At 73.7% G+C, this 19514-nt stretch carries 19 protein-coding genes and 1 pseudogene; 13 read left to right on the top strand and 7 right to left on the bottom strand.

Going from position 1 to position 19514, the window contains the following annotated elements; translation table 11 throughout:
* Position 1: 1 nt before the first annotated feature.
* Positions 2–412, top strand: coding sequence for a hypothetical protein (locus WMF28_RS09625; protein ID WP_437601834.1), 411 nt, complete (start codon positions 2–4; stop codon positions 410–412).
* Between the two features lie 349 nt (positions 413–761).
* Here WMF28_RS09625 and WMF28_RS09620 read toward each other — a convergent pair.
* The 4 genes and pseudogenes from WMF28_RS09620 to WMF28_RS09605 all read right to left on the bottom strand — a co-directional run.
* Positions 762–1425, bottom strand: a pseudogene (locus WMF28_RS09620) (adenylosuccinate synthetase); the annotation flags it as partial.
* 43 nt (positions 1426–1468) lie between these two features.
* On the bottom strand, positions 1469–2035 hold the full coding sequence (locus WMF28_RS09615; protein WP_437601833.1) for a hypothetical protein: 567 nt from the start codon (positions 2033–2035) through the stop codon (positions 1469–1471).
* A gap of 37 nt (positions 2036–2072) precedes the next feature.
* The gene (locus WMF28_RS09610) at positions 2073–2837 is read right to left on the bottom strand and encodes an esterase/lipase family protein (RefSeq protein ID WP_437601832.1); all 765 of its coding nucleotides are present in this window, start codon (positions 2835–2837) and stop codon (positions 2073–2075) included.
* A gap of 83 nt (positions 2838–2920) precedes the next feature.
* Positions 2921–4963, bottom strand: coding sequence for a hypothetical protein (locus WMF28_RS09605; RefSeq protein ID WP_437601831.1), 2043 nt, complete (start codon positions 4961–4963; stop codon positions 2921–2923).
* A gap of 60 nt (positions 4964–5023) precedes the next feature.
* On the opposite strand from WMF28_RS09605, the gene WMF28_RS09600 reads away from it, so the two are divergent.
* The 3 genes from WMF28_RS09600 (at position 5024) to WMF28_RS09590 (ending at position 7784) form a co-directional block, all read left to right on the top strand.
* A complete protein-coding gene (locus WMF28_RS09600; RefSeq protein ID WP_437601829.1) occupies positions 5024–5551 on the top strand; it encodes a tetratricopeptide repeat protein in 528 nt (175 codons plus the stop codon).
* Positions 5552–5595: 44 nt separating this feature from the next.
* Positions 5596–6993, top strand: coding sequence for a Si-specific NAD(P)(+) transhydrogenase (gene sthA, locus WMF28_RS09595; RefSeq protein WP_437601827.1), 1398 nt, complete (start codon positions 5596–5598; stop codon positions 6991–6993).
* 149 nt (positions 6994–7142) lie between these two features.
* Entirely contained in the window at positions 7143–7784 is a 642-nt protein-coding gene (locus WMF28_RS09590) for a Uma2 family endonuclease (protein ID WP_437601825.1), read from the top strand.
* A gap of 37 nt (positions 7785–7821) precedes the next feature.
* Here WMF28_RS09590 and WMF28_RS09585 read toward each other — a convergent pair whose 3' ends face one another.
* On the bottom strand, positions 7822–8577 hold the full coding sequence (locus WMF28_RS09585) for a hypothetical protein (protein ID WP_437601824.1): 756 nt from the start codon (positions 8575–8577) through the stop codon (positions 7822–7824).
* Complete coding sequence (locus tag WMF28_RS09580; RefSeq protein ID WP_437601823.1) at positions 8574–10586, bottom strand: hypothetical protein; 2013 nt, start codon at positions 10584–10586, stop codon at positions 8574–8576. The genes WMF28_RS09585 and WMF28_RS09580 overlap by 4 nt, the downstream gene beginning before the upstream one ends.
* Positions 10587–10917: 331 nt before the next feature.
* On the opposite strand from WMF28_RS09580, the gene WMF28_RS09575 reads away from it, so the two are divergent.
* From WMF28_RS09575 to WMF28_RS09535, 9 genes are all read left to right on the top strand, one after another.
* A complete protein-coding gene (locus tag WMF28_RS09575; protein WP_437601822.1) occupies positions 10918–11046 on the top strand; it encodes a hypothetical protein in 129 nt (42 codons plus the stop codon).
* Positions 11047–11060: 14 nt separating this feature from the next.
* Positions 11061–11822 (top strand): SDR family NAD(P)-dependent oxidoreductase, encoded by a 762-nt coding sequence (locus WMF28_RS09570; RefSeq protein ID WP_437604233.1) that lies wholly within the window; start codon positions 11061–11063, stop codon positions 11820–11822.
* Positions 11819–12253 (top strand): RidA family protein, encoded by a 435-nt coding sequence (locus tag WMF28_RS09565; RefSeq protein ID WP_437601821.1) that lies wholly within the window; start codon positions 11819–11821, stop codon positions 12251–12253. The genes WMF28_RS09570 and WMF28_RS09565 overlap by 4 nt, the downstream gene beginning before the upstream one ends.
* Before the next feature lie 71 nt (positions 12254–12324).
* Complete coding sequence (locus WMF28_RS09560) at positions 12325–12825, top strand: MarR family winged helix-turn-helix transcriptional regulator (RefSeq protein ID WP_437601820.1); 501 nt, start codon at positions 12325–12327, stop codon at positions 12823–12825.
* A 46-nt stretch (positions 12826–12871) separates the two neighbouring features.
* A complete protein-coding gene (locus tag WMF28_RS09555; protein WP_437601819.1) occupies positions 12872–13741 on the top strand; it encodes an enoyl-CoA hydratase family protein in 870 nt (289 codons plus the stop codon).
* Positions 13738–14997 carry an acyl-CoA dehydrogenase family protein gene (locus WMF28_RS09550; protein WP_437601818.1) on the top strand — a complete coding sequence of 420 codons (1260 nt, stop codon included), beginning with the start codon at positions 13738–13740 and terminating at the stop codon, positions 14995–14997. The genes WMF28_RS09555 and WMF28_RS09550 overlap by 4 nt, the downstream gene beginning before the upstream one ends.
* Positions 14998–14999: 2 nt before the next feature.
* Positions 15000–16484 carry an NADH:flavin oxidoreductase gene (locus tag WMF28_RS09545; protein ID WP_437601817.1) on the top strand — a complete coding sequence of 495 codons (1485 nt, stop codon included), beginning with the start codon at positions 15000–15002 and terminating at the stop codon, positions 16482–16484.
* Positions 16485–16486: 2 nt separating this feature from the next.
* On the top strand, positions 16487–18184 hold the full coding sequence (locus WMF28_RS09540; protein WP_437601816.1) for a benzoate-CoA ligase family protein: 1698 nt from the start codon (positions 16487–16489) through the stop codon (positions 18182–18184).
* Positions 18185–18187: 3 nt separating this feature from the next.
* Positions 18188–18982: a creatininase family protein gene (locus WMF28_RS09535; RefSeq protein ID WP_437601815.1), complete on the top strand. Its 795-nt coding sequence runs from the start codon at positions 18188–18190 to the stop codon at positions 18980–18982.
* Positions 18983–19118: 136 nt separating this feature from the next.
* Here WMF28_RS09535 and WMF28_RS09530 read toward each other — a convergent pair whose 3' ends face one another.
* Entirely contained in the window at positions 19119–19508 is a 390-nt protein-coding gene (locus tag WMF28_RS09530; RefSeq protein WP_437601814.1) for a hypothetical protein, read from the bottom strand.
* Positions 19509–19514 lie beyond the last annotated feature (6 nt).

Genomic DNA, 19514 nt, shown 5'->3' with positions numbered 1-19514 from the left:
CGTGGCGGACAAGACGAATCCGTTGATCGACGAGCTCGGTGCGGCAACTCGGCTGGTCGCCGACCATCCAGAAGTCGCATTGCAGCAATTTTCTTCGATCCGTGACCGCGCATTGCGTGTCGGCGACATTCGTTGCGCCAGCCTCAGCGCTCGGCTTCTTCTTATGGCAATGTCGGATCGAGAATGGATAGATCAGTATGCAGAGCGCCTTCTGTTGGAGGAGCCCAGTAGTCAGAACTATCTGGCGGTTGCAGGAGCAAGGGAGCGTGTTGGTCTGCTGAGTGAGTCGCTTGCTGCGTATGAACGTGCGGCAGAAATTGAATCGCAGACAGGCGGCGATCCAGAGCTCACCGAGTGGGCGCGAGGCGGCTGCGAGCGTCTACGGGCGCGGATATCTTCGCCGAAACCGTAGACGATGCGCGTAGGCCCACGGAGACGGGGTTCGTCGCGCGGCGCGCAGAGGGCCGATTTCTGAGCCCGATGGGCATCTCTCCCACGGCTCGACCGGGGGAGAGATGCCCCAGGAGAGTCCGGCGGGGTCCCCGCGCCGCGCGACCGGGGTCCCCGCGCCGCGCGACCGGGGTCCCCGCGCCGCGCGACGCACGCCCTCTCCGTGGACCGGGCAGCTCGGCGAGACCCGAGCGCACCCAGGGACGATCTTTGGCGGCGCGGCACTAGCGAGAGACCTCGCTGCCGAACTCCCTACCCTCGACGAGATTGGTGCCTCGATCGAACAGATGAGAAGAGAGCCGTAGCTCCCCTCAAGCGAAAGCGTTGTGCCGCACGATGGTCGCCTCGCGGTCCGCGCCGACCGACACCACGTCGACCGGCACCCCCGTCTCCCTCTCGACCAGCTCCACGTACCGCCGCGCCGCCGCCGGCAGCTCGGTCATCGAGCGGGCGGCGTCGATCGACTCGCTCCACTCGGTCACCGGCTCGAGCACCGGCTTCGCCGTCGCGATGTCGTCGATCGGGAACTCCCGCGTCCGCCCCGACGGCGTGTCGCAGGCGACGCACACCTTGAGCTCCGGCATGCCCGTCAGCACGTCCAGCTTCGTGAGCGCGATCCCGTCCAGGCCGTTCACGCGCGCCGCGTCGCGCAGCGCCGGCAGGTCGAGCCAGCCGGTCCGCCGCGGGCGACCGGTCACCGAGCCGTACTCCCCGCCGACCGACCGCAGCCGCTCGCCCAGCCCGCCGCCGAGCTCCGTCGGGAACGGGCCCTCGCCCACCCGCGTGCAGTACGCCTTCGCCAGGCCGAGCACCCGGCGGATGCGCGTCGGGCCGACCCCGGCGCCGACGCACGCGCCCCGGCGATCGCCGACGACGACGTGACGAACGGGAACGTGCCGTGATCGATGTCGAGCGGTGTCGCCTGCGCCCCTTCCAGCAGCGCTCGTCGCGGCGGAGCGTCCCGTCGATGAGCTGATGTCTCCCCGTCGTCCTGTCCGGAGAGCCTCTCGCGCGCCCCTCAGCGCGAGGCGACGTCCCGGCCGCGCTCCTGCGCGGGGAACGGGTTCGGCCACACCGGCAGGAGCGCCTTTCGGTACACGGTGAGCCGCAGCAGGTCGATGCCCGCGATGGCGCCGAACGCCACGGCGTCGTCGGTCCCGTAGCTCCCCTGGAGCGACAGGCTGATGCCGAGCGGCGCCCCGAGCGTGAGCGCGCCGGCCACGCCGGTGGAGCCCGCACCCCAGAATCGCCGGTAGCCGCCCGCGTCGAGGGCAAAGCCGAGCTGGCCGGCCTGGAAGCCGCGCGTCGCGACGCGGGCGAGCAACGCGAGATCGATACCGCTGTCGAGGAGGGGGGTCGCGCGCATCAGGCCGCCGACGATGACGGGCGCGTCGGGCGTCGTGCCGACGCCGACGTCGAGCGACAGCGCGCTGTCGAGGACGAGATCGCCGTCCCCCTGCTTCCAGCCGACCGCGCCGGCGCCGACGAAGGTCCACGCGGAGGCGTCCGCGCGCGAGGGCGATGACCAGGCAAGCGGGGTGAGCAGGGCCCCGAGGGCGAGGAGACAGGCGATCGGCGAACGCACGCGAGCGAGCTACCACGAAGCGCCGAGCGGCGATAGGTCAGCGCGCGCCGCCCCACCGCTCGACGATCCGCCGCGCGACGAGCGCCGCCACCTCGGGGTCGAAGAGGAGCGTGTTGTGCCCCCGCGCCTCCATCACGCGCACCTCGCCGCCCGGCAGCGCGTGCGCGATGGGCGAGCGGACAAGCGTGTCGGCCCCCGCGATGATCGACAGGTGCGGGACGCTCGACCGCGCCGTCCCGAGGAGGACACGCCGGAGGAGCGGGCTCGAGGCGTCGAGATCCCGCGCGCCCCCGAAGCCGAGCAGCCCGGCGCGCGGGATGCCGCCGAACGGGCTCGCCATGGAGATGGTCTGCACGATCCGAGGATCGACGACCTCCTGCGCGAAGAAGCGGCACACGATGCCGCCCATGCTGTGGCCGACGAGGTGCAAGCGCGCCCCGTCCGGCAACGCCGAGACGAGGCCCGCGAGGCGCGCCGAGAGCTCCTCGACGCCAGGCCCCGGCGCGTACGACATCGTCGCCGTGTGGACCGACCCGGCCGGAAGCCCGGCGCGCGCAGGGCCCCGCCGGCCAGGCGCCCGCGACGTGGCAGCGTGGCGCTCGATCGCCGTTCGCAACGGCCGGAGCACGCCGGCAGACGCGAAGAGCCCGTGCAGGATGATCACCACGTCGTCGCCGTCGGACGTCCCGGCGGGGATCACCGGCGCGAGGGTGTCGTACGGCAGGAGGACCGCCTGCCGCGCAAACGAGGCCACCTCCCTGCCTGCGCTCGCGGCGAAGGCCGACGCACGGAACCGCCTCACCACAGGGTGGCTCTTACCATGGATCCGTCGCGCGACGCCCCCCGCGCCCTCCCGACGCGCTGCGTCCCGGCCGATCCGGCCGATCACGGCCGCAGCAGCCAGACATGGAAGCTGCGGAACGTCCCGAGGAGCGACCGGATCCGGATCCGATCGCCCGGCGCGACGTCGCGCAGCGGCACCCGGATCTCGGACCAGCGGTCCGCCGGGCGCTCGGGCACCTCGACGCGCACCTCGCCGCCGGCGGCGACCGCGACGCCGAGCGCGATCGGGCCGCCCCCGTCGGTGCGCAGCACGAGCACGGCGGGCCCCCGGGAGATCGCGGCGGCCGAGCCGATCGCGAACGACTGCTCGCGCCCCTCGGGGATGATCCTGCCCGCGTCGAACCGCGGCGCGCTGTCGCCGCCGTCGCCGCCGCCCGGCAGCACCGCGCCGATGACCCAGCCGCCGCGCGGCGACGGGAAGGCGTAGCGGTGCGCCCGCTCGTCGACGAGATCGGCGATGTCCACCTCGTCGACGACCCCGTCGCGGCGCTCCCCCGGCGGGGCGAGCGCCGACCAGTCCGCCTCGTAGATCACCTTCTCGTCGGCGGCGCAGATCACGTTGTCCTCGATCTTCACCGCGTCGACGCGCCTGCCGAAGACGTCCGCGAGCCCGCCCCACCAGGACGGGTACAGGGCGAAGACGTCCGGCCGCTCGGCGGCGTCGAGCCGCTCGATGAGCTCGACCACCGCAGGCACCCCGTGCACCGAGGCCCGCGCGAACGGCATCCCCCGGTACCCGCCGAGGCCGAGCCCGTCGATCGCCGGGATCCCCGACAGGTACGGGATCGCGCCCGCGTCGCCGAGGAGCACCCGCCGCGGCCGCGGCGCGCGCGCGCCGAGCCGCCGCGCGACCTCGACCTGCTGCCCGGCGATGTTCGCCGAGGCGCGGGCGAAGTGGTCGATCTGCCGCGCGAACCACACGGAGGGCGCGGCGAGGGCCGCGAAGGCGAGCGCCGCCGCGACGCCCGCGGCGAGCCGGCCCCGCCGCGCGAGCGCCTCGACCCCGAGCGCCGCGGCGATGAGCAGCATCGCGAGCGACGGGGCGGCGTAGCGGAGGTTCTGGTAGCGCGCCGTCGTGTTGAGCGCGACGAGGAGCAGCGAGCCGTAAGCGCCGATCAAGAGCGGCACGGCGAGGCGCCGCGAGCGCCGAGCGAGCGCCGCGATCGCGCCGAGCAGCGGCAAGAGGAGCGCCCAGGAGGGGCCGCCGAGCGCGCTCTCCAGCGCCTGCACCCGGAGCGCGGCGAGGTTCTTGATCACCTCCACCGCCTTCTCGAGCGGCGTGGGGTACGGGTTCGCCAGGATGAGCTTGCGCACGGCCCCGGCGGCGCCCCACTCCCCCGTGAGCGCGCGGTTCGCCGTGGCGTGCGCGCCGAGGAGCAGCGCGGCGGGCAGCGACGCGCGCGCGAGCGACGCGACCGCGCCGAGCGAGCCCGCCGCGTGGGCGGCGGCGACGGCGAGCGGCGCCGCCAGCGCGATGGCCTCGGGCCGCGTCGCGACGAGCAGCGCGGCGAGGAGCCCCACCCGGAGCTGCTCGGCCGGGCGCCGCGCCGGCGGGGCGAGCTCCACGCGCCGCACCGCGACGAGCGCCCGGCCCAGCACGGCGCCGAGCAGCGCGACCTCCATCCCGGAGAACCAGCTCCAGTCGAGCAGCGGCACGGCCACGACGAAGAGCGGCGCGACCCAGGCGACCCAGCCCGAAGAGGCGGCGCCGGGCCCGGCGCGCGGCGCGAGGAGCCGCCGGAGCGAGCGGCACAGGTCGAGCAGCGCGGCGCAGGCGAGGAGCGCAGCGAAGAGGCCGAGCCAGGTGCCGCGGAAGCCGAGCAGGTACCCGGGCGCGAGGACGAGGGGGTACGTCAGGCTGGTCCCGCCCGAGGAGTAGCCGTTGCCGGGGATCCACGAGAGCGGGTGGCCGAGGGCCGCGGCGCGGGCGAAGCCGAAGTGGATGTAGACGTCGTCGAGCGGCGCCGGCCAGACGCCGCCCGTCCTGGCGAGCGCGGGCGCGTAGAACGCCGCGGCCGCGCCGAGGACCGGGATCGCGGCGCTCGCGTGCCACAGGAGCAGCCGGATCCGGGGCGCGCGCCACACGGCCCGGCCGGTACCACGAAGGGGCCGGGACGGCGCGACGATTCTGGTTAAACTGCGGCCATGGTGCTGAGAGCTGTGGTGGACGAATCGGTGGACGCCGCCCACTGGGAGGCGGTCGAGGAGGCGGCCGAGCTCCTGCAGACGGAGCAGATCCCGGAGGCGCTCGTCGCGCTGCGCGACGTGATCAAGACCTCCCCGTCGAACCCGTACGCGTACAGCCTGCTCGGGCACGCGCTCTACGAGCTCGGCCAGGTCGAGCCGGCGCGCGACGCCTACCGCGCCGCCGTGCGGCTCGCGCCGAGCTTCCTCGGGGCGCGGGTGGCCCTGTCGCACGCGCTCCGGCGCCTCGGCGACACCGACGGGGCGATCGCGCAGGCGAAGGAGGCGCTCCGGCGGTTCCCGAAGGACGGCGACGCGATGCACGCGATGGGCCTCGCCTACGCGGCCCGCGGGAACCGCGCGCTCGCCCGCAAGCACCTCCAGGGCTTCCTGGAAGCGGGCCCCGAGGTCGAGGCGGCGATGGAGGTGCGCCAGATCCTGGAGATGCTCGGCGTCGGGGGCGACGACGAGCCGCTCCAGTTCGAGTAGCCTCTCCCGTGCGCGCGCGGCGCACCCCGGAGGCAAGGAACGCGATGGCGACCACCCCGCACTTCGATCTCATCATCCTCGGAACGGGGCCAGGCGGCGAAGGCGCCGCCATGACGGCCGCGAAGCACGGCAAATCGGTCGCGGCGATCGAGCGCTACACGCGGGTCGGCGGGGGCTGCACCCACTGGGGGACGATCCCGAGCAAGGCGCTGCGCCGCGCGATTTACCACATGAACCTGATCAACCAGAGCCCCATCTACAAGCGGATGGATGTGGTTCCGGAGTACCCGTTCGGCGAGCTCCTCGCGACCGCGAACCGCGTGATCGACGACCAGGTCGATCTGCGCGAGAGCTTCTACGACAGGAACCGCGTCCGGCTCATCCCGGGGCGGGGGAGGTTCGTCGATCCGCACGCGATCGAGGTGGAGAGCGACGGGGGCCAGCGCCGGCGCTTCACGGCCGACAGCTTCGTCATCGCGACCGGCTCGCGCCCGTACCGGCCGGACGACATCGACTTCAGCCACCCGCGCATCTTCGACAGCGACACGCTGCTGCGCATGGATCGCACCCCCCGCAGCATCACGATCTTCGGGGCGGGGGTCATCGGCTGCGAGTACGCGTCGATGCTGCGCAACATGCAGGTCGCGGTGAACCTGATCAACACGCGCGCCCATCTCCTGGAGTTCCTCGACGACGAGATCACCGACGCGCTCGGGTACCACTTCTGCGACACCGGGATCCGCGTGCTGAACGGCGAGGAGCACGAGAAGGTCGAGGCCACGAAGGAGGGCGTCGTGCTCTCGCTGAAGAGCGGGAAGAAGCTCCGGAGCGAGGTGTTCCTGTGGGCGAACGGGAGGTCGGGCAACACGGCCGATCTCGGCCTGGAGAGCCTCGGCATCACGGCGAACAAGCGCGGTCAGATCGAGGTCAACGAGACCTTCCAGACGAGCCAGCCGCACATCTACGCGGTCGGCGACGTCGTCGGCTTCCCGGCGCTCGCGAGCGCGAGCTACGACCAGGGCCGGTTCGCGGCCAGCCACCTCTGCGGCCAGGCCGACGAGAAGCTGGTCCGGGACATCCCCACGGGCATCTACACGACGCCGGAGATCTCGTCGCTCGGCAAGACCGAGCGGGAGCTCACGGCGGAGAAGGTGCCTTACGAGGTGGGGAAGTCGACGTTCAAGACGCTCGCCCGCGCGCAGATCACGGGCCAGCAGGTCGGGATGCTGAAGCTCGTCTTCCACCGCGAGACGCTCGCGCTGCTCGGGATCCACTGCTTCGGCGAGAACGCCGCGGAGATCATCCACATCGGACAGGCGATCATGTCGCAGCCTTCGCCGAACAACACGATCCGGTATTTCGTGAACACGACGTTCAACTACCCCACCATGGCCGAGGCCTACCGGGTGGCGGCGCTCGACGGGCTGGGGCGCGTGTTCTGAGGGGAGCCCCCCGGGATCGCCCCGAGCGGCGCTCGGCGAGACCATGGCGCGCGTCGGGACCGTCCAGCGGGGCAGCGCCGCGCGGGCGCTCGAGCCGGGGTTGCCAGCGCGCGGCGCGGCGGTGATACTCCCCGGAGGAGCACGCTGTCATGGCCGCCGCTGCACCCCTCCTCGCCCCCCCTGTCGAACGCGCGCTCGCGGTCGCGGACGGCTCGGAAGACCAGCTCTTCGTCGTCCACGACGTCTCGTGGGAGGAGTACGAGGCCCTCCTGGCGGTCCTCGGCGACCGCGCGGGCGTGCGGGTGACGTACTGCGAGGGAGTGCTGGAGCTGATGAGCCCGGGCGGACCGCACGAGGGGCGAAAGAAGATCCTGGCCCGCCTCGTCGAGGCCTACGCGGAGGAGGCGGAGCTGCCGCTCAGCGGGTACGGCAGCATGACCCTCCGCAAGCGGCTCGCGGCGCGGGGGGTGGAGCCGGATGAGTGCTACGTGCTCGGAACAGCGGAGGATGGGGAGATCCCGGAGCTCGCGATCGAGGTGATCGAAAAGAGCGGGACGATCGACAAGCTCTCCGTCTATGCGGGGCTCGGCGTGCCCGAGGTCTGGTTCCTGAAGAAGGGGAAGCTCTCCATTCACCTCCTCGGCCCGGAGGGTTACGCCGAGGCGGGGCAAAGCCGGTTCTTGCCGGGGCTCGACGTCGGGGAGCTGACGGAGCTCATGCTGCGCAAGGGGGACCAGACGACGGTGGTGCGCGCGTGGCGAGCGAGGCTCCGGGAGCGGGGCCCGAGGTGAGCTCTGTCCGCTGAGCGGCGGGGCGTCGTCTCTTCCCCTACGCCCTGCCCCGCGCCGCGCACGCCGCCGCGATCGCCTCCGCCCCGGCCTCCCGCGCCGCGATCTCGCACGCGCGCCACGCCGCGCGCCGCTCCGGCGCCCCCGCGCCGCGGGGCGCGGCCGCGACCCGCGCCTCGACCGAGCGCGCGAAGGCGTCCAGCGCCGCCTCGTCCCCGCGCTCCGACAGGAGCGCACCCAGCGTGAGCGCCGCGTGCGCGATCTGCCGCTCCGCGCCCGGATACATCGCCTCCGCGAGCGCCTCGCGGAGCGCCGGGAGGTCGCGGCGCGCCCCCGCCTCGCGCGCCCGCACCTCGGGCGCCGCGGGCTCGGCCCACGCGACGCCGAGGCGCCGCTCCAGGTAGCCCACCGCCGAGCGGGCGACGCGCTGGAACGAGGCGAGCCCGTCGGTCGGCACCTCCAGCACGCCGCCCCCGGCGCGCGCCCCCTCGGCGTCGAGGTCGAGCACGATCACGAGATCCTCGCGCTCCCCGATGACGAGGAGGTCGCGCGCCCAGTCGAGCGAGCGATCCTCCGCGAGCCACGCCGTCGCCCGCGCGAGCTCGCCGCGCGGCAGGATCCGCGTGCCGTCCGGGAGCGCGAGGCCGTCCGTCGCCGCGTAGAGCGCCGCGACGTCCGGCGGCTCGGCCAGCCCGTGGGGCCACGCGTCGGCGTCCGAAGGCGCGGGCCGCGCCTCCACGCCGGAGTGCGCGAGCAGCGCGGCGACGCGCGACGCGAGATCGCCGGCCGCGCTCACGGCGCCGGCACCCGCCCGCGGGGCGCGGCCGCGAGGTTCTGGAGGAAGCCGTGGGCCTGGGCGGCCGCGGCGGGCACGTCGAAGATCACGAAGTGACCATCGCTCCCCTCGGCGACCGGCCACTGCGCGAGCACGCCCGAGGCGCGGCCGCCAGCGAGGTTCTCGGCGAGGCCCCCGGGCGGCACCTCGACCGGCGCGGGGCCGCCGAAGCCGTACTCGCGGATCAGACGCTGCGCGGGCGATTGCAGCGGCAAGCCCATCGCCAGCGCGTGCATCTCGATGCCGCGCGGCGGCGCGTACGTGTCGCCGCTGCCGTCCGGGTTGATGCCCTCGGTCATGTAGATGCTCTTCGGCGCAAAGCCGTCGCGGGGCGCGACGAACAGCCGCGCAGCGTAGTGGATCGGGTCGACGACGTCGACGATCGACTGCGCGAGCGAGATCGCGGGGTGGAACTCGTTCACCTCGGCCGCCTCCTCGTCCATGAGCCCGAGGAAGACCGACTTGACGAGCGCCGCGATGCTCGGCGGCGGGTTCGTCTTCTCGAGCAGGGTCACCGACATGGCCGCCGACGCCCCGGAGAGCACCCCGCCCCGCGCCGAGTCGTCCGCCGCGAGGTAGAGCGGGCCGTTCAGCCCGCCCTGGGAGTGCCCGAAGAACAGGATCTTCGACGGGTCGAACCGGATCTCCGCCCCCGTGCTGGAGACGCCGGCGGGCACGGTCATGCGCGACTCGGTGAAGAGGCGCGCCCGCTGCACCTCGTCGAGCGCCGACTGGCGCGCGTTCGTGCGCGCCGCGGCCACGTTCTGCACGTTGAAGAACAGGAACCCGGCCTGCCCCGCGTCCTCTGGCGCCTCCGGGCGCGCGCCGTGGAAGATCTGGTCGACGCCCATGACCGCGAGGCACCGCTCCGCGAGCGAAGGACCGGTGTGGCTGCGGACGTAGGAGCGGTAGTCGCCGCCCGTGCCGTGGGCGTAGAGCACGACGGGGTAGCCGGCCTCCGGCATGGGGCAGCGGCCCGCGGCGGGGACCGTGATCGAGAAGCGCAGGTCGAAGTAGCCGGAGATCACCGGCTCGCCGGCCTTGCTCGCGAAGCCGCCGCCGTCCGCGTGGCTCGCGTACGGGGCCCGGCCGCTCTGGTAGATCGGGGACGGCCCGTACACGCCGGTGTACTCGTCCCATGACGGCGCGTGCTTCACGACCTGCCAGAGCGCGGGCCGCGCCTCCGGCGGCGGGACGCTCGCGAGCAGGTGATCGCGCAGCGCGAAGAGCTCCGCGGTCGGGTCGGAGGTGGTGAAGACCGCGAGGTGGACGATGCGCTCGCGGCCGACGCCGGCCGCCTCGATCTCGTCCACCGCCGGAGCGAGCGCGTCCCGCGCGGCCTCGACATCGGCGCCGGCCGGCTCGATCCCGAGCGCCTGGCGCAGCGCCGGGCTCGCCTCCACGAGGCCGCCGCCCTCGCCGCGCAGCGCGTCCGTGACGACGAGCGCATACCGGGTCCGCGGCCTCAGCGGGAAGCCCATGACGGGCATGAAGGCGAGGGTGTTCTCTGGCCAGTAGACGCCGGCCTCGCGCCGGAAATGGACCGAGATCTGTCGCCGCTCTCCGCGCGCCGGCGAGCCCGGATCGACGTCGATGAGCTGCACGGCGGCGACGGGGCTCATGGCGAACGCGGGCGTCGCGGGGAGCGAGGAGACGTCGATCGGCCCGGCGAAGCGCATGAACCCCGCCGCCGCCGGAGAGAAGCCGTCGAGGACCGAGTCCATCTCGCGGACGTACTCGTCGAGGATCCTGAGCCGCCGCGGGTTGTGGTAGCCGTCGAGCCGCACCGCGCCGCCCTCGCGGCGCAGATCGCTCGGCCACGGCGCGTCGAAGAAGCGCTCCCCGCGGAGCTCGCGGTGCTGCGCCGGCGAGATCCAGATCGACGAGACGCTCGGGCGCGCGTCGCCGCAGCCGAGCGCTGCGACGAGCGACGATGTCACGGCCACCACCGCCGCGAAGGAGGGACGCATGACGAGATGGTGGCGTACGCACCCGTCGAGATCGACAGGCCGAGCGCGCGAAGAAGCAGTCGAGCAGGCGCGACACGATGCGTTTTACGAAGGCGCTTTGTCACGGACGCGCTCGCCTCCTCGCGACGCGCTCGCCTACGTCGCGGACGCGAGCGTGACAGAGCGCACGGTGCGCCCGCTCCGTTCGCGTTTCAGGTCCTCCGCACAGTCACATTCCGTCCGCTACGCGACAGGCCATCAGGGCAAAGCGCGCTATCAATGAATGCGCGCTATCACGGTAAGCAGAGTAGGCAGAGTAGGCAGAGTAGGCAGAGTAAGGAGATTAAGGAGAGTGAAGAGCAAGCAGAGTGGGCAGAGCAACGAGGCGCCCGGAACGCGCAAGACGCGGCGCCCCGGCGAGCGGGAGGCCGCAGCGAGCCGCGTCGAGGGTGACTTCGGCCTGTACTTCATATATATATGATTTAGGTGCTCCGCATGTCCCTGGAAGGCAAGGTCGCGCTCGTCACGGGTGGGGGTCGCGGCATCGGCCGCGCGATCGCCGAGCGGCTCGCGCGGGACGGCGCGCGCGTCGCCGTCGCAGGCCGCACGCAGGCCGAGATCGAGGAGACGGCGGCGGCCGTCGGCGGCGTCGCCGTCCGGCTCGACGTGGCGGATCGCGAGGGCGCGCTCGCCGCGCTCGCCGCGCTCGAAGGCCAGGTCGGGCGCGTCGACGTGCTCGTCAACAACGCGGGCGCAGCCGAGAGCGCGCCGTTCGACAGGACCACCGACGCGCTCTGGGACCGCATGCTCGCGGTCAACGTGACCGGCGCCTTCGTGCTGTGCCGCGCCCTGCTCCCGAAGATGATCGCGCGCGGGTTCGGGCGCGTCGTCAACGTCGCCTCCACCGCGGGGCTCGCCGGGTGCGCCTACTCGACCGCGTACTGCGCGTCGAAGCACGCCATGGTCGGGATGACCCGCGCCATCGCGCTGGAGATCGCCCGGACGCCGGTGACCATCAACTGCGTCTGCCCCGGGTGGGCGAACACGAGAATGGCGGACGAGGCGATCGCCCGCATCGCCGAGAAGACCGGGCGCGGCGAGGAGGCGGCGCGACGGACGCTCGAGGCGATGTCGCCCCAGGGCCGGATGGTCGAGCCCGAGGAGGTCGCGCTCGTCGTGTCGATGCTCTGCAGCGACGAGGCGCGCAGCATCCACGGCCAGGCGATCCCGGTCGACGGCGGACAGGTGATGCGGTGAAGGGCGGCCTCGAGATCGTGCAGCCGGCCGGGTGGCCGGCGCCGCGAGGCTACGCCAACGGCGTCGTGACGCGCGGGACGACGCTGCACGTCGCGGGGCAGATCGGGTGGGACGCCGCGTCGGGGCAGATCCGGAGCGACGATCTGGCCGAGCAGTTCGCGCAGGCGCTCGACAACGTGCTCGCGGTCGTCGCGGCCGCCGGCGGCGAGCCGGGCGACGTCGCGCGGATGACCGTGTACGTGACCGACCTCGAGGCGTACAGGAGCTCGCGCGCCGCGATCGGCGCCGCGTGGCGAGCGCGGTTCGGCAAGCACTTCCCGGCGATGGCCCTCGTCGGCGTCGCGGGGCTCGTCGAGCCGCGCGCGCTCGTCGAGATCGAGGCCGTCGCGGCGCCCGGCGCGCGCGGCGTGGACGACGAGGGCGGCCTGTGAGGCGCGGGGCGCCGGCGAGGCGACCGCTCGCCGCCCCCCCGCCCGAGAGCGCGCGCGGCGATCAGGCGGCCGTGCGCGCCTGGGTCCGCATCCTCGCGGTCCACAAGCGCGCGCTCGCGGCCATCCGCGAGGACCTGGAGCACGAGATGACCCTCCCGCGCTTCGACCTCCTCGCGAACCTCGTGCGCAGCGACGGGCAGACGCTCGCGTCGCTCTCCCGCAGCATGCTGGTCACGGCGGGCAACCTCACCGGGCTCGTCGACCGCGCGGCGCGCGACGGCATGGTCGAGCGGCGGGCCGACCCGAGCGACCGCCGCGCGTGGCGCGTGCACGTGACCCCCAAGGGGCAGCGCGCGTTCCGCGACGCCGAGCGGCGCCACGCCGCGCGCGTCGCCAAGGTGTTCTCCGGGCTGAGCCAGGCCGAGATCTCCACCCTGACGCGGCTGCTCGACAAGCTGCGCACCACGCTCCGCGCGCCGGACATGCCCGTCCCGTCCCGCCCCGGCAGCAGCCGCGCGCACGCGGAGCGCAGCGCGCGGAGCCCGCCGCGGCGCACGCGAACCAAGCCCTGACCGCGCGGACCCGTCCCAGAGCAGCGCACCGAACAGAGACCCCCCGATGACCCTCACTCCCCGCTCCTTCCAGCTCGAGGTCAGCCGCGGCGTCGCGGAGATCACGCTGAGCCGCCCCGACCGGCTGAACGCCCTCACCTTCGAGATCTACGGCGAGCTCACGGCCACGTTCCGCTCGCTCGAGCGCTCGGCCGCGCGCGCGGTCGTGCTCACCGGAGAGGGGCGCGGCTTCTGCTCGGGCGGCGACGTCGACGGGATCATCGCCGAGCTGTTCGCGCGCGACGCGCGGGGGCTGCTCGAGTTCACCCGCGCCACCGGCGCGCTGATCCAGAGCATCTGCGAGCTCCGGCGCCCGGTCATCGCCGCCGTCAACGGCGTCGCCGTCGGCGCGGGCGCGGTGATCGCCGCCGCGTGCGACCTGCGCATCGCCGCGGCGAGCGCCCGCTTCGGGTTCATCTTCCCCAAGGTGGGCCTGTCCGGCGCCGACATGGGCGCCTCCTACCTCCTGCCGCGCATCGTCGGCCACGGGCGCGCCGCCGAGCTGCTCTTCTTCGGCGATCTCGTCGGCGCCGACGAGGCGCTCCGCATCGGCCTCGTGAACCGCGTGGTCCCCGACGGCGACGCGCTCCCGGCGGCGCGCGCGTGGGCCGAGCGCCTCGCGCGCGGGCCGGCGTTCGCGCACGCGATCACCAAGCAGATGCTGGAGAGCGAGCGCACGATGCCCCTCGCCGCCGCGATCGAGGCCGAGGCGCAGGCGCAGGCGCTCTGCATGGCGCACCCCGACTTCCGCGAGGCCTACGAGGCGAACAAGGCGAAGCGCCCGCCGCGCTTCGAGGGCGACGCCGCGGCAGCGTCCGGAGACGCGGACGCGGCCCCCACCCCGAGGTCCACCGGCCCGGCGACGCCCCGCACATGAACCGGCTCGCGCTCTCCTCGGCCGATCTCCCGGTCTTCTTCGAGGAGCGCCACGCGGCGCTCGCCGCGCGGCTCACCCCCGAGGCGCTCGCGCCGCTCGCGGGCGCGCGCGACCCCGCCGCCGTGGCGCGCTGCCTCGGCGAGCCGCTCGGGCTCTACGCGCACCTCGTCCCCGCGGCGCTCGGCGGCGCGCCCGCGGGCGGCGGCCTCCCCGCGGACCCGATGGCCGTCGACGTGCGGTCGCTGGTCCTCATCCGCGAGGCGCTCGGCCAGGTCTCTCCGCTCGCCGACGCGATCTTCGCGGTGCAGGGGCTCGGCTCGTACCCGATCGTGCTGGCCGGCAGCGACGCGCAGCGCCGCGCGATCCTGCCCGACGTGCTCTCGGGGCGCCGCATCGGGGCCTTCGCGCTGACCGAGCCCGAGGCGGGCAGCGACGTCGCCTCGCTCCGGACGGAGGCCCGCCGCGAGGGCGACGGGTGGGTCCTCGACGGCGAGAAGGTGCTGATCTCTAACGTCCCGCTCGCGCACCACCTCGTCGTCTTCGCGCGCACGGGCGACAACGGCGGCGGCGGACGCGGCGGCGGGCGCGCCGAGATCACGGCGTTCCTCGTCGACAGCGGCGCGCCCGGCGTCGCCGCGGAGCCGCTCCCGATGTCGGTCCCGCACCCGATCGGCCGGCTCCGCTTCGAGGGCTGCCGCGCGCCGGACAGCGCGCGCCTCGGCGAGGTGGGCGGCGGCTTCAAGCTCGCGATGCAGACGCTCGACGCCTTCCGGATCTCGGTCGGCGCGGCGGCGAACGGCATGGCGGCGCGCGCGCTCCGCGAGGCGGTAGCGCACGTCACGCGCCGCAGGCAGTTCGGCGCGCCGCTGTCCGAGCAGCAGATGGTGCGCGCCTACCTCGCCGAGATGGCGACCGAGCTCGACGCGGCCCGCCTCCTCGTGGCCCGCGCGGCCCACAAGCGCGACGCGGGCGGCGCGGCCGCGCGCGTCTCGACCGAGGCGGCCATGGCGAAGATGTTCGCCACCGAGGCGGCGCAGCGGATCATCGACCGCGCGGTCCAGCTCCACGGGGGCCTCGGGGTCATCGAGGGGACCGAGGTGGAGCGGCTGTACCGCGAGATCCGGCCGCTGCGCATCTACGAGGGGACGACGGAGATCCAGAAGCTCATCATCGCGAAGGGGATCCTCGAGCGCGCCGCCGCGGAGCTCGCGGAGGACGCTCCCGCGCGCGGCGTAGAAGAAGAAGAGGCGCGGTAGCGATGTGGAAGCCGCCCGAGAGGATCCGCCACGCCCTGCCCCGCGAGGAGCCCCCGACCGCGGGCGAGGCGGCGGGCGCGCGCCTCTTCTCGCCGCTCCGCCTCGCCTCGGGCCTCGAGCTCGCCGAGCGCTCGTGGGTGCCGGCGATGGTCCCCTGGCGGGCGACGGAGGAGGGGATCGTCACGCAGGACGTGCTCGACTGGTACGGCCGCTTCGCCGACGGCCAGCCCGGCGCCCTCGTTGTCGAGGCGACCGGCATCCGCGACGTGCCGAGCGGGCCGCTGCTCCGCGCCGGCCATGATCGGTTCGTCCCGGGGCTCCGGGAGCTCGTCCGGACGGTCCGCGCCCGGAGCGCGGGCCGGACGCGCCTGCTCCTCCAGCTCATCGACTTCCTCCGCATCCGCCGGCGCCCGCCGAAGGAGCGGTTCCTGCGGCAGTTCCTGGAGATCACCGGCGCGCACCGGGGCGCCCTCGCCGCGGTGCTCGGGGAGCCGCCGCTCCGGGACGCCCCGGAGCTCGAGGTGCGCGCGCGGCTGCTCGCGCTCGACGACGCGCGGCTCGAGGCCGTGCTCGCGCCGCGCGAGCTCGAGGCGCTGCGCTTCGGCGAGCGCGAGCGCGTCACCGACGTCGCGCTCTCCCACATCCGCGACCTGCCGCGCTCGCTGCCCGACCTCTTCGCCGCGGCGGCGGCGAGGGCGCGGGAGGCGGGCTTCGACGGGGTCGAGCTCCACTACGCCCACGCCTACACGATGGCCTCGTTCCTCTCCGCGCTGAACACCCGGACGGACGGCTACGGCGGCGATCGCGAGCGCCGCGCGCGCCTCCCGCTCGAGGTCTACGCGGCCGTGCGCGACGCCGTGTCCTCCCGCTTCACGGTGGGCTGCCGCTTCGTCTGCGACGACGTCATCGCCGGCGGCAACCGGGTCGACGACGCGGCGTTCTTCGCGCTCGCCTTCGCGCGCGCCGGCATGGACTTCCTCTCGCTCTCGACCGGCGGCAAGTTCGAGGACGCGAAGCAGCCCAAGGTCGGCGAGGCCGCGTACCCCTACACCGGCCCGAGCGGGTACGAGTGCATGCCGACGGCGCTCTCGGACGCGGCCGGGCCGTTCGGGCGGCAGGTCCCGAAGCAGGCGCAGATCCGGCGGGCCGTGCGCGAGGCCGGCCTCGACACGCCGGTCGTGGTGGCGGGCGGGATCTGCACGTTCGCGCAGGCCGAGGCGATCCTCGCGCGCGGCGAGGCGGACCTCATCGGGGCCGCCCGGCAGACGCTGGCCGATCCGGACTGGTTCCTGAAGGCGCGCCTCGGCCGCGGCGGCGAGGTGCGCCGCTGCATCTACTCCAACTACTGCGAGGCGCTCGATCAGCGGCACCGGCCCGTGACGTGCCAGCTCTGGGATCGCGAGGGGCTCGACGAGCCGGGTGTGGCGACGACGGACGGAGGAAAGCGGCGGCTCACGGCGCCGCCGTGGAGGCGCGAGGAGGCGTGACCATGGACGCACCGACATTCCCTGAAGAGTTCAACCTCGCCGACTACTACCTGTTCGATCGGCTGCGCGAGGGGCTCGGCGACAAGGTCGCCCTGCTCTTCGGCGATCAGCGGCACACCTACGCCGACGTCGCCGGGCAGGTCCGCCGGCTCCGCGCGCACCTCGCGGTCGAGGACGTCGCGCCCGAGCAGCGGGTGCTCATCGTCCTGCACGACTCGCCCGCGTTCGTCTGGGCGTTCTTCGCGGCGCTGCACCACGGCGCCGTCGTGGCGATGGGCAACCCCGAGGCGCCCGCCGCCGATCTCGCGTACCTCATCGAGTACACGCGGCCCGCGGCGGTCGTCACGATCCAGCGCGTGGCCGAGTCGATCCAGGACGCGCTCGCGGCCGCGGACCTCCGGACGCTCGTGCTTGTGCCGGAGGTCCTGACCGGCGGCGACCTCGAGGCCGACCTCCCCGCCTCGCCGGCCCTCGATCCGTTGAGGTGCATCTCGCTCCGCAACGCCCTCGCGCAAGGGCGCACCGCGCTCGTGCCGCGGAGCGCTCCGATCGGCCCCCGCCCCACGCGGCGCGACGACATCGCCCTCTGGCTGTTCACGTCCGGCTCGACCGGCAGGAGCAAGGCGGCGGTCCACACGCACCGCGATTTCGCCTTCAACACCGAGTGTTACGCCAAGGCGACCGCGGGCTACCGCAAGGAGGACATCACCGTCTCGGTGCCGCGCCTGTTCTTCGGCTATGCCACGGGCACCAACCTCATGTTCCCGTTCGCCGTCGGCGCGACCGCCGGCCTCTTCGTCGAGCGGCCGACGCCGGAGTCGCTCGCGCGGTACATCGAGCGCTACCGCCCCACCGTCGTCACGAACGTCCCGACGATGATGGGCAAGCTGCTCGAGCACGACGACGCCAGCGCGGCGCGCGGCGAGCCGCGCCTCGACCTCTCCAGCGTCCGTTTCCACCTCTCGGCGGGCGAGGCGCTCCCGCCCGCGCTCCTCGAGCGCTTCCGCGCGCGCTTCCAGGCCGACGTCTACGACGGCATCGGCTCCGCCGAGATGTTCCATATCTACTGCACGAACCGCCCCGGCGACGTGCGCCCGGGGTCGCTCGGCCGCGTCGTGGAGGGGTACACGATCAAGATCCTCCCCTCGGACGCGATCGGTCCGGGCGCGCCGGAGCTCGCGCCGGGCGAGACCGGGGTGATGTGGGTGAAGGGCGACTCGGTCGCGCTCGGCTACTTCCAGGATCGCGAGAAGAGCTGGAGCACCTTCCACGGCCACTGGTGCCGCACCGGGGATCTCTTCCGCATGGATGCCGAAGGCTACCTCTGGTTCAGCGGGCGCGCCGACGAGCTGCTCAAGGTGGGCGGCGTCTGGGTCGCGCCGGTCGAGGTGGAGGAGTGCCTGACCGAGCACCCCGCCGTCAGCCTCGCCGCGGTGATCGGCGCCGAGGAGGCGGGCCTCGTGAAGCCGAAGGCGTTCATCGTGGTCCGCGACGACGCGCGCGGCCGCGTCGCCACCGGGGCGGGGCGGGCCGAGCTCGCCGCGGAGCTCAAGGCGTTCGTGAAGGACCGGCTGAGCAAGCACAAGTATCCGCGATGGGTCGTCTTCGTCGATGACGTCCCCAGGAACGACCGCGGAAAGGTCGATCGCAAGGCCCTCCGGCAGCGCGAGGCCGGCGGCGAGACACCGGCGGGCCAGTAGCGCATGCAGGCCGCGCCGCGCCTCGCCGAGCTGACGACGGCGGAGCTCGCCGCGCTCCTGTCGGCCGGCGCCCCGTGCGTCGCGCTCGTCCCGGTCGGGTCGGTGGAGCCGCACGGCCCGCACCTGCCGCTCGGAACGGACACGCTCATCGGCGAGGCCGCGGCCGAGCGGGCGGGCCGCCGGCTGTGGGAGCGGGGCGTCGCCGCGCTCCTCGCGCCGCCCGTCGGCTATGGCGTCACCGACTTCGCGGCGGGCTTCGCCGGAGCGATCTCGATCCCGGCGCCCGCGCTCACCGCCTTCCTGCGCGCTGTCGCGGAGGCCCACCTGTCGGCCGGCCTGTCGCACGTTTGCTTCATCAACAACCACCTCGAGCCGGAGCACGACCGCGCGGTGCGCGCCGCCGCGAGCGGCCTGCCCCCGGGCCGCGCGTCGGTGGCCTGCCCGCTCGCGCGCCGCTGGGCGCGGACGCTCTCCGCCGAGTTCCGGAGCGGCGCCTGCCACGCCGGACGTTACGAGACATCGCTCGTCCTCGCCGCGACCCCCGCGCTCGTCCGGGCGGACATCGCCCGGGACCTGCCGGATCTCGAGTTGAGCCTGGCGGAAGGCATCAAGGCAGGGGTGAAGAGCTTCCGCGAGCTGGGTATGGACGCCGCGTACACCGGCGCTCCGCGCGAGGCCTCCGAGGACGAGGGCCGCGCGCTGCTCGATCTCCTCGCGACGATGATCGTCACGGAGGTCGAAGAGGGCCTCACCACGGCCGCCGGCCACGATCCCGCGCCCGGACAAGGCGACCCATAGGCCGCGGCAGGTGCGCCAGATGGGCCGACAAGCAGCCTGAGCAGGCAGGTGGGCAAACAGGCAGGCAGGTAGGCGGAACCAAGCTTCTCTGCGCCTACGCCATCCGCTCATACCTGTTGACCGGCAAAATCGGCCATCAGCCCTCGCGACCGGCGGGACCGTGGCGAGCTGAGCAGAAGCAGAAGCAGAAGCAGAAGCAGAGGCGGCTGAGCAGGCGGAGGAGAACGTCGGCGACGTCGCCGACGTCGCCGATCATGCGTCCGCGGCGCTGGACAACCACGAGGAGACCGAGCAATAATGTAGATTTTGTGCCGATGTCACGAGTGACCCCAACAGGTTTTTGACGACGAATATCGATTCGCAATTGACGCATTCCGCTCAACGCCGTACAACGGTATCGTTTTCCTCGCGCGCCATTCAACGCCAGAACGATCCGAGGGCTGACCTGATGAAGGTGATGCTTTACGGCGCGCAGGCAGATGATGGCTTTGCAGGTGCGCTCTCTGGCGCTCCTGCGCGACGGCATCACATG

This window comes from Sorangium sp. So ce590 (assembly GCF_051521365.1).
Lineage (GTDB): Bacteria > Myxococcota_A > Polyangia > Polyangiales > Polyangiaceae > Sorangium.
Note: the sequence above shows the minus strand (reverse complement) of the source record. Positions and strands in the feature narration are given on the sequence as shown.

What these genes read in the sequence shown, in the direction of transcription:
- sthA (WP_437601827.1), top strand. Translation starts at nt 5,596, where the DNA reads ATGGCGACCACCCCGCACTTCGATCTCATCATCCTCGGAACGGGGCCA.
- WMF28_RS09550 (WP_437601818.1), top strand. Translation starts at nt 13,738, where the DNA reads ATGAACCGGCTCGCGCTCTCCTCGGCCGATCTCCCGGTCTTCTTCGAG.
- WMF28_RS09580 (WP_437601823.1), bottom strand. Translation starts at nt 10,586, where the DNA reads ATGCGTCCCTCCTTCGCGGCGGTGGTGGCCGTGACATCGTCGCTCGTC.
- WMF28_RS09555 (WP_437601819.1), top strand. Translation starts at nt 12,872, where the DNA reads ATGACCCTCACTCCCCGCTCCTTCCAGCTCGAGGTCAGCCGCGGCGTC.
- WMF28_RS09590 (WP_437601825.1), top strand. Translation starts at nt 7,143, where the DNA reads ATGGCCGCCGCTGCACCCCTCCTCGCCCCCCCTGTCGAACGCGCGCTC.
- WMF28_RS09530 (WP_437601814.1), bottom strand. Translation starts at nt 19,508, where the DNA reads ATGCCGTCGCGCAGGAGCGCCAGAGAGCGCACCTGCAAAGCCATCATC.
- WMF28_RS09570 (WP_437604233.1), top strand. Translation starts at nt 11,061, where the DNA reads ATGTCCCTGGAAGGCAAGGTCGCGCTCGTCACGGGTGGGGGTCGCGGC.
- WMF28_RS09540 (WP_437601816.1), top strand. Translation starts at nt 16,487, where the DNA reads ATGGACGCACCGACATTCCCTGAAGAGTTCAACCTCGCCGACTACTAC.
- WMF28_RS09545 (WP_437601817.1), top strand. Translation starts at nt 15,000, where the DNA reads ATGTGGAAGCCGCCCGAGAGGATCCGCCACGCCCTGCCCCGCGAGGAG.
- WMF28_RS09600 (WP_437601829.1), top strand. Translation starts at nt 5,024, where the DNA reads ATGGTGCTGAGAGCTGTGGTGGACGAATCGGTGGACGCCGCCCACTGG.
- WMF28_RS09535 (WP_437601815.1), top strand. Translation starts at nt 18,188, where the DNA reads ATGCAGGCCGCGCCGCGCCTCGCCGAGCTGACGACGGCGGAGCTCGCC.